Here is a 13,884-nt window from a genome sequence, read left to right on the forward strand (position 1 = left end):
CCGGCGCGGCTCATCAGATAATAGTGGCGTGCATGGCGCGAATCCTGGCTGGTCTTAAGGCAACAAGTAGCCGCCAGATCAGGCACGAGACGTTCGGGCCCCGGCCGGGGGAGGCGTTTTTGCCGCCCGCCCGAATCCGTACCTTTGCCGCGCCTACGGCCTCCTCTGAGCCTGTTACCTGGCTTCTGACAACTGACAATTGACCAATGAAAATATCCCTCGACTGGCTTCGCACGCTCATTCCTACTGATAAATCCGCCGAGGAAATTGGCCAGCTACTGACGGGCTCGGGGCTGGAGGTAGAAGGCATTGAGGAGCTGGAAAGCATTCCGGGTGGCCTGCGCGGCGTAGTGCTGGGCACGGTGCTCATCTGCGAAAAGCACCCTGACGCCGACAAGCTTAGCCTAACCACCGTGGACGTGGGCGACGCCACCCCCCGCCAGATTGTGTGCGGGGCCGCCAACGTGCGGGCAGGCCTAAAAGTAGTAGTGGCGTTGGAAGGTGCTACCCTCTATCCAACTCAGGGCGAGCCGTTCAAAATCAAGAAGTCCAAAATCCGCGGCGCGGCCTCTGAGGGCATGATCTGCGCCGAGGACGAAATTGGGTTGGGTACCTCGCACGCCGGCATTCTGGAACTGGACACGGACCTGCCCAACGGTACGCCCGCCGCCGAGTACTTCGGTCTGGGTTCCGATTCGGTGTTTGAAATTGGCCTGACCCCGAACCGCGCCGATGCAGCCTCGCACTACGGGGTAGCCCGGGAGCTGCGCGCCCTGCTGCGCCAGCCCTGCCACCTGCCCGACGTCAGCCACTTCCACGCGCCCGCGGCGGCCCAGAACATTCGGGTAACCCTGGAAGATGCGGCCGCTGCCCCGCGCTACGCCGGCCTGCTGCTGGAAAATGTGCAGGTAGGCCCGTCGCCGGAGTGGCTGCAGCGCCGCCTGCGCAGCATCGGCCTCTCGCCCATCAACAACGTGGTAGACGTCACCAACTTTGTGCTGCACGAGCTGGGCCAACCCCTGCACGCCTTCGACGCCAACCAGATTACGGGCAACCACATCCGGGTGAAGCGGGCCGAGGCCGGCGAGAAGTTCACGACCCTGGACGGGGTAGAGCGCACCCTGCGGGCCGAGGACCTGGTTATTGCCGATGCTAACGGCGCGCCCATGGCCCTGGCCGGCGTGTTCGGGGGCAAGACCTCCGGCGTGTCGGAGGCCACTACCCGGGTATTCCTGGAAAGCGCCTACTTCGCGCCCGCCGTAGTGCGCAAAACCGGCCAGACCCACCAGCTCAAAACCGACGCGTCCTTCCGCTTCGAGCGGGGTACCGACCCACACATGGTGCCAGTAGCCCTGAAGCGCGCCGCCTTGCTGCTGCAGGAGCTGGCCGGCGCTACCGTGGCCGCGCCAGCCGTAGATGAATACCCCACCCACATCAGCCATACGCCGGTACGCCTGCGCCTGCCGCGGGTAGAGAAGCTGGTGGGCCAGTTTATTGCGCCCGAGCGAATTCGTCAGATTCTGACTGACCTCGATATCCTGATTGCGGAGGAGCTGACGGACGAAACCGGCCACGCCGAGTGGATTCTGTCGGTGCCCCCGCACAAAGTGGATGTGACCCGGGAGGCCGACATTATTGAGGAAATTCTGCGTATCTACGGCTACAACCACGTGGCGCTGCGCCCTCACAACTCGGCTTCCTACCTGGCCAAATTCCCGAATCCTGACCCGGAGATTATCCGTCAGAACACGGCCCGTTTGCTCAGCGGGCAGGGCTTCTCAGAAATTATTACCAACTCCATTACCAACTCGTTGTACTTCGAGAAGGAAGGCGAAACGGACGCTACGCTGGTGCGCTTGCTCAACTACAACAGCGCCGAGCTAAACGTGCTGCGGCCCACGCTGCTGCACAGCGGCCTGGAGGTAGTGCGCCACAACGTGAACCGCCGCCAGCGCGACCTGAAGCTCTACGAGTTCGGCAAAACCTACCGCCAGCAGGCCGACGGCCAGTACGAGGAGCAGAACAAGCTCGTCATCTACCTGACCGGCAACACGGCCGCCGAAACCTGGCAGCAGAAATCGGAAAAGGCTACCTACCACCAGCTGGCCGGTGCCGTGCAGCAGGTCTTGGCGTTCCTGGGCTTTCCGCAGCCTACCTCGCAGCCGGTGCAGCACCCCTACCTGGCCGGCGGCCTCACGCTACTGGCCCAAAACCAGCCGGTAGCCCAGCTCGGAGCCGTATCGGGGGCCGTGCTCAAGAAACTGGACGTGTCGCAGCCGGTGTGGTATGCCGAGCTGGATTGGGACTGGCTGATGCGCAAGTACAAGAACAACTTGGTGGCCCGCGAGCTGCCCAAGTTCCCGGAAGTGCGCCGCGACCTGAGCCTGGTAGTCGACAAAACCGTCACCTTCTATCAGCTTCAACAGATTGCCCGCCGCACCGAGAAAAAACTCCTGCAGCAAGTGAATGTGTTCGACGTGTACGAAGGCGAAAACCTGGGTACCAATAAAAAGTCGTATTCCGTGAGCTTCCTGCTCCAGGACCCCACTCAAACCCTGACCGACCAGGCCATCGACGGCGTGATGCAGCGCCTGATCCAGCAGTTCGAGCAGCAGGCCGGCGCGGTAATTCGGCGGTAGCAAGTAGTGGCATTGCGCCTCTGAAGGCGTGGTCTGCTCCTATCAACAACATTGCACTAACTGACCACTTTAGTTTCTGTGTAACCTACAGCTATGGATGAGGGCATAGAGCAATACCTGCGCAACCTAGATGAAGTAATCAAGCAATATCCAGTAGGTACTTTGATTGAAGCTACCGTAACGAAACATGTACCCTTCGGAGTATTTGTCAGCATCGGTCCTAATAAGGTTGTTGGATTAGTCCGGATTGTCGACTTCTTAGAGGTCTATGATAAGTCTCCCGTACAGTTTCCTCCTCTGCACAGCACTATAAAAGGCGTTGTTCTCGGCGTTAGCGGTATGCAAGTGAACATTGGGATGAGACCTAGTCATATTGGCCCAGGCAGGTCTGCAGTCGTAGTCTCTCGTATCACAGACCGAGGATTTATGCTTCCCGCGTATCTTCACCGAAAACAACAAAACAAAAATGGCCTCTACCCAGCAGCTTGCTCAACTCGACCGCATGGAGCGGCAGGTAACCACTTTAGTGGCTGCCTATCAGCAGTTGCGCGAGGAGCTGGCCGATGCCCACACTACCATTCAGCAGCTCCGGGCCGACGTACGCGACCGGGAGCGGCAGCTGAAGGATTTCCAGAATCAGGAGAATATCACTAAACTTGTCAATACCATAGCTGGTGCAGAACCGGCCAATGTCAACGAGCTGAAACTTCGCCTCAACGAATACATCCGAGAAATAGATAAGTGCCTTGCCTATTTGAGGGAGTAACCACCTAACCCACCGCCCACTGGCTACTGATGTCCGAATTATCCATCAAAATCCGCGTTGCTGACCGGGATTACCCCATGCGGGTAAGCCCCCAGGATGAGGAACGCCTGCGCCTCGCGGGCCGGCTGCTAAACGAGCGGCTGAAGGAATTTCGCGACCGGTACGGCATTCAGGACAAGCAGGATCTGCTGGCCATGATTGCATTATCAACAATGGCTGACCAACTCAAGGTCAGCAAGGAAAAGGACGGGACCGACGCGGCCCTCACCGAGCGCCTCGCGCGCCTGGATGAGCTGCTGTCGGGAGTGGTGCTGGTCTAGCCAGTTACGCGGTTAGCAGCAGCGCGAAGCGTAAGCCCGAGCAGGGTGGGGTAATCGGCCCTGCTAACTGCGCGGGCATTGGTGTTTCTGCCGAAGCTATGGGTTTCTTCCTTCCTAAAACCCCTTCATAGCTCATGTCCGAATCTCTTTATATTGTCCTGGCAGCCGTGCTGGCCCTCGTGGTTGGCGTCGTGCTAGGACGCCTGCTGGCGGGCAAAGCCCGGCAGGACCACGAAGCCGACGCCAAGGCGCGGGCCCAGCAATTGCTGGCCGAAGCCGAAGCCCAGGCTACCCGCACCCGCGACGAACGAATTCAACAGTCGAAAGATAAATTCCGCACCCTCAAACAGGAATTCGAGCAGGAAAGCCGCCGCCAAAAGCAGGCTCTGGAGCAGGAGCTAACCGAGCGCCGCGCCGCCGTAGTCGAGCAGGAGCAGAGCATCAAGCAGCTCACCCTTACTACCCAGAAGCAGCTGGAGCAGATTCAGCGTAAGGAAAAGGAGCTGGAAGCCACCCGGGAGCGAATTGAAACCCAGGCCCTGCAGCAGCGCGAAAAGCTGGATGCCCAGGAGGAAAAGCGCCGTACCGTGCTCGAAAACCAGCTGGCCAAGCTGGAACAGCGCGAGCGGGAAGTAGAAGAGGAACTGGAAGAGCGCGGCCAGGAGCTCAGCACCAAGCTGCAGCTGGTAACCACGCAGCTGGAAAATATTTCGGGCCTGACGGCCGCCGAAGCTCGTGAGCAGCTGGTAGAGTCGCTGAAAAACGAGGCTCAGATTCAGGCTTCCAGCTACATCAAGGACGTAGTAGCCCAGGCCAAGCTCACGGCCACCAAAGACGCCAAGAAGGTAGTGCTGGAAACCATTCAGCGCACCGCCGCCGAGCACGCCATTGAGAACTGCGTGTCGATCTTCAACATTGAGTCGGACGACGTTAAAGGCAAGATTATCGGCCGCGAAGGGCGCAACATCCGGGCCCTGGAAGCGGCTACCGGCGTGGAAATCATTGTGGATGATACGCCCGAGGCCATCATTATTTCCGGTTTTGACCCCGTGCGCCGCGAGGTAGCGCGCCTGAGCCTGCACCTGCTGGTGAAGGACGGCCGCATTCACCCGGCCCGCATCGAGGAAATCGTGGCCAAAACGCGCAAGAACATTGATGAGGAAATCGTTGAAATCGGCGAGAAAACCATCATTGACCTAGGCATTCACGGCCTGCACCCCGAGCTGATCAAGATGGTAGGCCGAATGCGTTTCCGCTCTTCCTACGGTCAGAACCTGCTCCAGCACTCCCGCGAGGTAGCCAACCTGTGCGCCACCATGGCCGCCGAGCTGGGCCTGAACGTGAAGCACGCCAAGCGCGCCGGCCTGCTGCACGACATCGGTAAGGTAAGCACCGAGGAGCCCGAGTTGCCCCACGCCATTCTGGGCATGGAAATGGCCAAGAAGTACAAGGAGCACCCCGACGTAGTGAATGCCATTGGGGCCCACCACGACGAAATCGAGATGACGGCCATGATTTCGCCCCTAGTGCAGGCCTGCGACGCCATCAGCGGCTCGCGCCCCGGCGCCCGCCGCGAGATGATGGAAAGCTACATCAAGCGCCTCAAGCAGCTGGAAGAGACGGCCAATGGCTTCAAAGGCGTAAATCAATGCTTTGCCATTCAGGCCGGCCGCGAGCTGCGCGTAATGGTAGACGCCGAGAACGTAACCGACGAGCGCGCCGCCGAACTGAGCTACGAGATTTCTCAGAAGATTGAGAAGGAAATGCAGTACCCCGGCCAGATCAAAATCACCGTAATCCGCGAAATGCGTGCCGTAGCGTACGCCAAGTAACCTGCTAAGCCCAAGAAGCCAAGCGCGCTGCAACACCCGTTGCAGCGCGCTTTTTTGTGCGTGGTGCAACCGCCGGGTACATGGTATGGCTCCTGTTGCTGAACCTTATCTGATTAACTTATTGCATACACCGATACGAACTGTGGTGGCATCCTTATCCACTCTAAAAAGAGCGGCCTGCGCCGTTGTTGGCTCCTTGCTGATGAGCTGTTCCGTGTATGCTCCCCTGCAGCCCGGCGCTCCGCTGGTGCATAAACAAGGCGAGGCCGAAGTAGCAGCCAGCGCCTACCTCACGGGCCGGCTCGAGGCTTCCGCCGCTTACTCGCCCGCCAAGCATGTCATCGTGCGTGCAGCCGGCGGCCTGCGCAGTGACGGCCGCGACTCCGCGTACTTCCGCATCCGGCAGTTGGAAGTGGGGGCCGGTACGTATCAATACATCGATGAGCAGTGGCTGATAGGCGGAATGCTGGGCTACGGCCAGGGCCGTAGCAGCCGGCGCTACCGCGACGACTTTGAGTCTGTTTTTAGAAATTCCGTACCGACCAACGAGTACGCGGCTCATTTTCACAAGCTCTTTGGGGAAGCCTACGTTGCCAATGATGCCGGTTGGACGACATTCGGGGGTGCCTGCCGGGTTTCACGGGTGCAGTTTGCTACCCTAACCAATCGGGGCAACCCCATCCCCCTGCACCACATGGTTCGGGTGGAGCCCATGCTGTTTATGCGTTTCGGCGGGCAGGGGCGCGTACCCTGGTTGCAAGGGCAGGTAGCAACCAGCGTATCCTGGTCGCCCAACTCTAGAGCAGCTAATACTAGTACGGCCATTCGTGATACGCGGGAAGGACGGCTCTTTACTTCCTTCGGGCTGGTGATATATCCGCACTTATTCAAGGAGTAAGGTGCCTGCTCAAACCGGCTTTTCCAGTTTGGCGAACAGGTTGTTTAGGGCTTCTGCCCAGGTAGGGTGCGCAAACACCATGTTCTGTAGTTGGTCGCAGGTGAGGCCACCGGCCATGGCCAGCTGAAGCATGGACATGATTTCACCGCCCTGCTCGCAGAAAATGGTGGCCCCGATTAGGTGGTTACGGGCGTCCACCAGCACCTTCATAAAGCCCGCGCTGTGGCCCGTTTCCTGGGCCCGCCCCACCACGCGCACTGGCATGCTTGCCACGCGGTAGTCGAGTTGCTGCTCCCGGGCCTGGGTTTCGGAAAGGCCGATGCGGCCGAGCTGGGGCTGGGTAAACACTACGTAGGGCAGGGGGCGGGCCTTAGCCGAGCGGCGCTTGCGGTGCAGTAAGTTGTCGCGCACGACGCGGTAGTCATCGTAGCTGAGGTGGGTGAACTGCGGGCCGGGATGCACGTCGCCGAGGGCATAGATGCCGCGCACGTTGGTTTGCAGCCGCTCGTTCACCAGAATATAGCCCTTCTCATTAGTTTCGACGCCGGCCGCTTCCAGGCCTAGCTCGTCGGTGTTAGGTTCCCGGCCCACGGCCACCAACAGGTGGGAGCCGCGCAGGCGCCGCTCGCCAGCAGTAGTGGCAGCCGTGAGCGTGTACACGCCGTCGGCATTGCGCGATACGTGGCGTACCCGGGCCCCAAGCATGAATTCGACCCCATCAGCCGCCAGTTGACCGCGCAGGGCTTCGCACACATCATCATCTTCGTGCTCCAGTAGGGTAGGGCCTTCGTCTATGATGGTGACGCGGCTGCCAAAGCGCCGAAACATTTGCCCGAATTCCAGCCCGATGTAGCCCCCACCCAAAATCAGCAGGTGTTCGGGTAACTGCTTCAGATTGAGCAGCTCTTCGTTCGTCATAAACCCGGAATCGGCCAGTCCTTCAATGGGGGGCACGGCGGCCCGGGTACCGGTATTGATGAAAATGAGCGGGGCCTTCACCAGCTGCTGCTCGCCACTGGCCAGGGCAACGCGCACGGTGCGCGGACTGGTAAAGGCTGCGTGGCCGTGGAGCACCGTAATGCCCGGTTGCTCTTCGGTTAAGTTCTTCTCTACGCCTTCTCGTTTGGCTTGAATAATAGCGTCCTTGCGCGCCACAATGGCGCGTAGGTCGGCTTTGGGCGCGCTGGCTTTCACCCCGTAATCAGCAGCAGTGGCTACTTGCTCCATTCGTTCGGCGGAAGCCAGCATGGCCTTTACCGGGGAGCAGCCGTAGTTGATGCAGGAGCCGCCGAGGTAGTGTTTCTCAACCAGGGCTACCGTGCGCCCGGCTTGGGCCAGGGCCGTGGCCAAGGGGTTACCGGCCTGGCCGGAGCCAATGATAAGCGCATCGTAGCGAACAGAAGTAGCCATAGTAGGGAAGGGGTAGGGGGGCGTAAGCCCAACGGTAACGCTATACGCGCCAAACCGGTAAAACGCCGCCCCCTGCCCGACACAACGAAAGCGCCGTTCCAACGTTCTGCCTCCAACTGCTCATTCCTGCTGCCTATGCCGCTTTTGCTTCTCCGTTGCCTGCTGCCGCTTCTGCTCCTGGTCTTGGCCAGTTGTTCCTCGCTCTATTTTCCGCCCCCGCCTCAGGTGCCCTTACTTACTCAGAAAGGCGAGTGGAGCGGCAGTATTCACACCAATTTCAGCCAAAACACGTCGGTGCAGGGTGCGTATGCCTTCACGGATCATCTGGGGGTAATGGGTTCGGCGTCGTTTCTGCACACCGACAAAAAGAAGCGAGCCGAGGACCATGATTTTGGGGAGATAGGCCTCGGGTACTTCACCCGGATTCGGGACAAGCGCGTGCTGGAATTTTACGGCGGCTACGGCCTGGGCCACACCAAACGGGTGGAGCGCACCCCCGCCGAAGGCATCACGCGGACGCTGGAAGGCAACCTGACCAAGTATTTTGCCCAGGCCAACTACACCTCCAAAGACAAGAAAACTTACCACGTGCTGGGCCGCGACTGGCCCGTAACTTACGGCACGGCCCTGCGCCTGAGCTACGTCAACCTCAGCAACTTCCGCCTCGACAACCAAGCCCGCGCCTCCGAGGACAATATTTTCCTGGAGCCCATTACCTACACCCGCATCAACCTGGTCGGCCCCGTTGACTTCCAGCTGATTAGCGGCAGCAATTTCGGCCTCAAGCACCGCAAGTTCCTCAAGGCGGCCAACTCCGTGTTCCAGTTCGGGCTGGTGGTGAACGTAGGCGGGCAGAGCGGCCTAAAGTAGCTACTTCGGAAAAGGGCTAGTATTTGCTTTGGCAATTGTTGAGTTTGCTCTTTGATAAAGCCGAGTTGACCCGCGCTCAGCAGGTCCCTTTCAGCAACGGCTGGCAAAAGGCAGGTAGCAATTACGCCCAGGATGGCTCCTTAGCGAAAACAGCGGAAGGACGTTCGCCAACCGGCCCTACCAGGAATTCTTGACGCATTGCCCGTAGCAGCCAGCGCTTTGGCAAGGGCTGAGCAGCGCGTAGGAAAAATTCGCGCCCAGGCAGGTAGCTCGTCCGCTGAGCTTAATGTGCAGTCGTTTTCATACCACTAGTCCCTGGGTAGGTAAAAACAAAAGCCCCGACATATGTCGGGGCTTTTGTGCGCAAAACGTTGAAGCAAAAATTACTTGTTGCCCAGCACGCGCAGCATCGTGTCGCCGATTTCGGCGGGCGAGTCGACTACGTGGATGCCGCACTCGCGCATGATGGCCATTTTCGCGGCGGCCGTGTCGTCGGCGCCGCCTACGATGGCACCGGCGTGGCCCATGCGGCGGCCGGGAGGCGCCGTCTGGCCGGCAATAAAGCCTACTACGGGCTTCTTGTTGCCGGTTTCTTTGATCCAGCGGGCCGCTTCGGCTTCCATGCCGCCGCCAATTTCGCCAATCATTACGATGCCCTCGGTTTCGGGGTCGTTCATGAGCAGCTCCACGGCTTCTTTGGTGGTGGTGCCGATGATGGGGTCACCGCCGATACCGATGGCCGTGGTCTGTCCCAGGCCGGCTTTGGTCAGCTGGTCAACGGCCTCGTAGGTCAGGGTGCCCGACTTGGACACGATGCCTACCCGGCCTTTCTGGAAAATGAAGCCCGGCATGATGCCTACTTTGCACTCGCCGGCGGTCATCACGCCAGGGCAGTTGGGCCCGATCATGCGCAGACCTTCGCGGCCTTTGAGGTATTCCTTCACCGCAATCATGTCCTTGGTCGGGATGCCTTCGGTGATGGTCACGATAACTTTAATGCCAGCGTCAGCTGCTTCCATGATGGCGTCGGCGGCAAAAGCCGGGGGCACGAAGATGATGCTGGTATCGGCGCCGGCCTGGGCTACGGCCTCGGCCACGGTATTGAACACCGGACGGTCCAGGTGCTGGGTGCCGCCTTTGCCGGGCGTTACGCCACCAACTACGTTGGTGCCGTACTCAATCATCTGCTGGGCGTGGAACGAGCCCTCGGAGCCGGTGAAGCCCTGCACAATCACTTTGGAATCCTTGTTGACCAGAACACTCATAGAAGCGGGGTTAAAAAGAAGATGCGGGTTGCGGGTGGGAACTAGCCCCCGCCAATACGGCAGCGGCGTGCAAAAGTAGGCTTTTTTGGGGGCGCGGCAAGCTACCTCTGCATTACACCCGAGCACTAGGCAAGCCGGGCCAGCCGCAGGGCATTATGGCCGGCCCGCGGCCACTAAAGCCGCTGCGCCGCCGGCAGTTGATTTCTAGTCGGGTTGGCGGGCGGTGGCGGATAGGAGGGAGCCGCAGCGGGCTACGACGGCAAATCCGTACCTTTGTGGTCCTCTCTCCAAACACCACCTACCTCTCACCCATGTATCTGAATAACATCATTGAGGCTATCGGCAACACCCCGCTGGTGAAGCTCAATAAAGTCACGGACGGCATCAAAGGCACCGTGCTGGCCAAAGTGGAATACTTTAACCCCGGCAACTCGGTGAAAGACCGGATGGCCCTGAAAATGGTGGAGGATGCCGAGCAGGCCGGCCTGCTCAAGCCCGGCGGCACCATCATCGAGGGCACTTCCGGCAACACCGGCATGGGCCTGGCGCTGGCCGCCATTGCGAAGGGATACAAGTGCATCTTCACCATGAGCGACAAGCAAAGTAAGGAAAAGCAGGATATCCTGCGCGCCGTGGGCGCCGAGGTTATCGTGTGCCCCACCAACGTGGCCCCCGACGACCCACGCAGCTACTACTCGGTGGCCCGCAAGCTCAACCAGGAAATCCCCAACTCCATTTACCCCAATCAGTACGATAACCCCTCGAACTCGGCGGCCCACTACGAAACCACTGGCCCTGAGCTGTGGGCCCAGACGGAAGGAAAAATTACCCACTACGCCTGCGGGGTAGGAACGGGCGGCACCATCTGCGGCACGGCCAAATACCTGAAGGAGCAGAATCCGGCCATCGTAACGGTAGGCCTGGATACCTACGGCTCGGTGTTCAAGAAGTATAAGGAAACGGGCATTTTCGACGAAAATGAAATCTACCCTTACAAAACCGAGGGCATCGGCGAAGATATTCTGCCTAAGAATGTTAACTTTGACTTGATTGACCTCTTTATCAAAGTCACGGATAAGGACGCGGCCATCATGACTCGTCGGCTTGCTAAGGAGGAAGGATTGTTTGTTGGTTGGTCCTGTGGTTCGGCCGTATACGGAGCCCTGGAATACGCAAAAGAGCACCTGAAGGAAGATGATACGATGGTCATCGTCCTGCCCGACCATGGCACCCGCTACCTCGGCAAAATCTATAATGATGACTGGATGCGCGAACAGGGCTGGCTCTAACCGCTTAGCCCCGTCAGCTTCCAACCTCTAACCCTAAACTCCCGGTATCATGTCAAAGAAGTTGCGCAACGTGGTGTTGGTGGACGATAATGAAACCACCAGCTTCCTGAATAACCGTCTGCTCAGCCGCCTCGACGTGGCCGACCAGGTGCACACCTTCTCGAAGGCCGAGCAAGCCTACCAGCAGATCTGGGGCGGCAGCAAGGGCGAGCAGCCCAGCGACGAAGCCCCCGACCTGGTGTTCGTAGACTTGAAAATGCCCGGCATGGATGGTTTCGAGTTCCTGAAGCTCTACAGCTCCTTGCCCGAAGCCGTCCGGGAAAAGACCGTTATGGCCGTGCTGACTACCTCCATGCACGCCGCCGATACGGCCCGCGTGGCCCAGTACGAAGGCGTGGAGTACTTAGCCAAGCCCCTGACGGAGGAAAAGATGCAAAAGCTGCTGCAAAAGCGCTTTGTAACGGTGTAAGTTCAGCTTGCACCAGCCCCTAAAAAAAGCCCGGCATCGAATGATGCCGGGCTTTTGCGTTACCCGGATAGGGAAACCGGAGTGCATCTGAAGTAAATACCTACACATGCTACCCGGAATGCAACGTCGCAGCTTTTACGTTTGGGCGGACCTACTTGCTACACTATACTACACTACACTACTGCCTCCACAAAGCGGAAGGCCTCGCCATCAAACAAACCTTTGTCGCTAAGCTTGAGGCTGGGAATTACCAGCAGGGCCATAAAGGAAAGCGTCATGAAGGGCGCCTGCAACGGGGAGCCTAGCTGCTTGGCCAGCGCATCGACGGCGGCGTAGGCTTCCGCTACGTGCGGGCCCTGCTGATCGGACATCAGGCCCGCCACGGGCAGGGGCAGAATCAGCTCTTGCCCATCGGGTGACACCACGGCCAGGCCCCCGCGCGCTTCCATGACCAGGTTTACGGCCCGGGCCAGGCTCTCGTCGTCGCAGCCGACGGCCGTGATGTTGTGCGAGTCGTGGCCGACGCTGCTGGCCAAGGCGCCCCGCTGCAGCCCGAAGCCCTGAATAAAGGCCACGGCCGGCGGGGCCGACTGGTAGCGGTTCACCACCGTGAGCTTGAGAATGTCCCGGGCTACATCGGGCTGCACCAGGCCATTTTCTACGCGGGCCGGTACGTCGTGGCGGGCCGTGATAAGCTGCCCATCGAAGCACTCCATTACCCGAATGGTAGCGGCCGACTGCGGGGCCGGCAGCTGAAAGTCCTGGGCGCCGACGGGGGTAGTAACAAAGTTGTTTACTACCGCCACGGGCACGGCCGGAATCAGGGTGCGGCCGTTTTCAGCTACTAGCTCCCCGTTGAGGTAGGTGCGCTGCACCATGAAATCCGTCAGGTTATTAACCACAATAAAGTCGGCCGGGTCGCCTTCGCGCAGCAAGCCAACCGGCAGCTTGTAGTGCTCCACGGGGTTGCGGCAGGCCACGCGCAGTACTTTCAGCACATCCTGGCCGCGGGCTACGGCGCGCTGCACCAGCTGGTTGATGTGGCCCAGCACCAGGGTATCGGGGTGCTTATCGTCGGAGCAGAACATCAGGTACTCGTAGTGCTCGGGCAGCAGGTCAATCAGGGCCTCGAAGTTGCGGGCCGCCGAGCCTTCCCGGATTAGAATCTGCATGCCCACGGCTAGCTTGTCCAGGGCTTCTTCGGCCGTAAAGCACTCGTGGTCGGTGCTGATGCCGGCGGCGGCGTACTGGCGGGCGTCCTCGCCGCGCAGGCCGGGGGCGTGCCCATCTACCGGGCGGCCGTAGCGCTGGGCCAGCCGAATTTTCTCCATCACCAGCTCGTCGCGGTGGAGCACGCCGGGCCAGTTCATCATTTCCGCGAGGTAGCCGATTTCGGGGTGCTCCTGGAAAAGCAGCTCAATATCGGCGGCCGTTATTTCGGCCCCGGCAGTTTCAAACGGGGTAGCGGGCACGCAGGAGGGAGCCCCGAAGCAAAACTTAAACGGCACCTGCCGGCCGTTCTCCAGCATGTACTGCACGCCGGCTACGCCCAGCACATTTCCAATTTCGTGGGGGTCCGAGACGGTAGCCACGGTGCCGTGCACCACGGCCAGCCGGGCAAACTCGGAGGGCACCAGCAAGGAGCTTTCTACATGCACGTGCGCATCCACGAAGCCGGGCAGGGCGTAGGGGAGGGCCCCGTTGGGGGAGGTAGCTCCAGTGGGTTTAATGGCCTGGATGCGACCTGCTACTACCGTGATGGTGGCGGGGCGTATCGTGTTGGCAAACAGATCAATGACGTTGGCTTGCAGGATAAAATCAGCGGGCATAGACCAGGGGAAAAGCAAAGGTAAAGTTGAGGTAGGCAGGCGGCTAACGGGTAAAGAACCGTATATTTGCCGAAAATCTGCGCCGTGAGAAAGATTGTGACTTTGCTACTAGCCGCCTTAATTGGGGGCACTGGTCTGGCGTCAACGGGCTGCGCAGCCCGCACTCCACAGCAGAAGAAAACTTTGTCGTACAAGCGCAAAGCCAAATCAGGTAAAGCGCCTTGTCCCTGCGATAGTCACTAACTGGCAGCACCTCGGTAAGAGCAGTTCGTTTCTTTACGTCAAGTTCTATTTGTA

At 59.6% G+C, this 13,884-nt stretch carries 10 protein-coding genes and 1 pseudogene; 8 read left to right on the top strand and 3 right to left on the bottom strand.

The genetic code is table 11. The annotated features are described in order from the left end of the window. Positions 1-206: 206 nt before the first annotated feature. From pheT to IEW18_RS15255, 5 genes are all read left to right on the top strand, one after another. Positions 207-2,639 (top strand): phenylalanine--tRNA ligase subunit beta, encoded by a 2,433-nt coding sequence (gene pheT, locus IEW18_RS15235; protein WP_188558730.1) that lies wholly within the window; start codon positions 207-209, stop codon positions 2,637-2,639. A gap of 466 nt (positions 2,640-3,105) precedes the next feature. Then, entirely contained in the window at positions 3,106-3,405 is a 300-nt protein-coding gene (locus IEW18_RS15240; RefSeq protein ID WP_139924494.1) for a hypothetical protein, read from the top strand. Positions 3,406-3,434: 29 nt separating this feature from the next. Next, positions 3,435-3,725, top strand: coding sequence for a cell division protein ZapA (locus IEW18_RS15245; RefSeq protein WP_188558731.1), 291 nt, complete (start codon positions 3,435-3,437; stop codon positions 3,723-3,725). A gap of 134 nt (positions 3,726-3,859) precedes the next feature. Beyond that, a complete protein-coding gene (gene rny, locus IEW18_RS15250; protein ID WP_188558732.1) occupies positions 3,860-5,557 on the top strand; it encodes a ribonuclease Y in 1,698 nt (565 codons plus the stop codon). Between the two features lie 202 nt (positions 5,558-5,759). Continuing rightward, entirely contained in the window at positions 5,760-6,455 is a 696-nt protein-coding gene (locus tag IEW18_RS15255) for a hypothetical protein (protein ID WP_188558733.1), read from the top strand. Positions 6,456-6,464: 9 nt separating this feature from the next. On the opposite strand, the gene IEW18_RS15260 is transcribed toward IEW18_RS15255, so the two are convergent. Further along, complete coding sequence (locus IEW18_RS15260) at positions 6,465-7,865, bottom strand: mercuric reductase (RefSeq protein ID WP_188558734.1); 1,401 nt, start codon at positions 7,863-7,865, stop codon at positions 6,465-6,467. 135 nt (positions 7,866-8,000) lie between these two features. Between IEW18_RS15260 and IEW18_RS15265 the strand changes: the two genes are divergently transcribed. Further along, positions 8,001-8,735 (top strand): outer membrane beta-barrel protein, encoded by a 735-nt coding sequence (locus tag IEW18_RS15265; RefSeq protein ID WP_188558735.1) that lies wholly within the window; start codon positions 8,001-8,003, stop codon positions 8,733-8,735. A gap of 383 nt (positions 8,736-9,118) precedes the next feature. Here IEW18_RS15265 and sucD read toward each other — a convergent pair whose 3' ends face one another. Further along, a complete protein-coding gene (gene sucD / locus IEW18_RS15270; RefSeq protein ID WP_188558736.1) occupies positions 9,119-10,000 on the bottom strand; it encodes a succinate--CoA ligase subunit alpha in 882 nt (293 codons plus the stop codon). A 311-nt stretch (positions 10,001-10,311) separates the two neighbouring features. Here sucD and IEW18_RS15275 point away from each other — a divergent pair. Beyond that, positions 10,312-11,286 (top strand): annotated as a pseudogene (locus IEW18_RS15275) (PLP-dependent cysteine synthase family protein); the annotation flags it as partial. A gap of 52 nt (positions 11,287-11,338) precedes the next feature. Beyond that, positions 11,339-11,758: a response regulator gene (locus IEW18_RS15280; RefSeq protein ID WP_188558738.1), complete on the top strand. Its 420-nt coding sequence runs from the start codon at positions 11,339-11,341 to the stop codon at positions 11,756-11,758. Between the two features lie 173 nt (positions 11,759-11,931). On the opposite strand, the gene ade is transcribed toward IEW18_RS15280, so the two are convergent. Continuing rightward, on the bottom strand, positions 11,932-13,587 hold the full coding sequence (gene ade, locus IEW18_RS15285) for an adenine deaminase (protein WP_188558739.1): 1,656 nt from the start codon (positions 13,585-13,587) through the stop codon (positions 11,932-11,934). Positions 13,588-13,884 lie beyond the last annotated feature (297 nt).

This window comes from Hymenobacter glacieicola, from assembly GCF_014640315.1.
Taxonomy (GTDB): domain Bacteria; phylum Bacteroidota; class Bacteroidia; order Cytophagales; family Hymenobacteraceae; genus Hymenobacter; species Hymenobacter glacieicola.

Coding starts and splice junctions, on each gene's coding strand:
- IEW18_RS15260 (WP_188558734.1), bottom strand. CDS start 7,865: ATGGCTACTTCTGTTCGCTACGATGCGCTTATCATTGGCTCCGGCCAG.
- pheT (WP_188558730.1), top strand. CDS start 207: ATGAAAATATCCCTCGACTGGCTTCGCACGCTCATTCCTACTGATAAA.
- IEW18_RS15255 (WP_188558733.1), top strand. CDS start 5,760: ATGAGCTGTTCCGTGTATGCTCCCCTGCAGCCCGGCGCTCCGCTGGTG.
- IEW18_RS15240 (WP_139924494.1), top strand. CDS start 3,106: ATGGCCTCTACCCAGCAGCTTGCTCAACTCGACCGCATGGAGCGGCAG.
- IEW18_RS15280 (WP_188558738.1), top strand. CDS start 11,339: ATGTCAAAGAAGTTGCGCAACGTGGTGTTGGTGGACGATAATGAAACC.
- rny (WP_188558732.1), top strand. CDS start 3,860: ATGTCCGAATCTCTTTATATTGTCCTGGCAGCCGTGCTGGCCCTCGTG.
- sucD (WP_188558736.1), bottom strand. CDS start 10,000: ATGAGTGTTCTGGTCAACAAGGATTCCAAAGTGATTGTGCAGGGCTTC.
- ade (WP_188558739.1), bottom strand. CDS start 13,587: ATGCCCGCTGATTTTATCCTGCAAGCCAACGTCATTGATCTGTTTGCC.
- IEW18_RS15245 (WP_188558731.1), top strand. CDS start 3,435: ATGTCCGAATTATCCATCAAAATCCGCGTTGCTGACCGGGATTACCCC.
- IEW18_RS15265 (WP_188558735.1), top strand. CDS start 8,001: ATGCCGCTTTTGCTTCTCCGTTGCCTGCTGCCGCTTCTGCTCCTGGTC.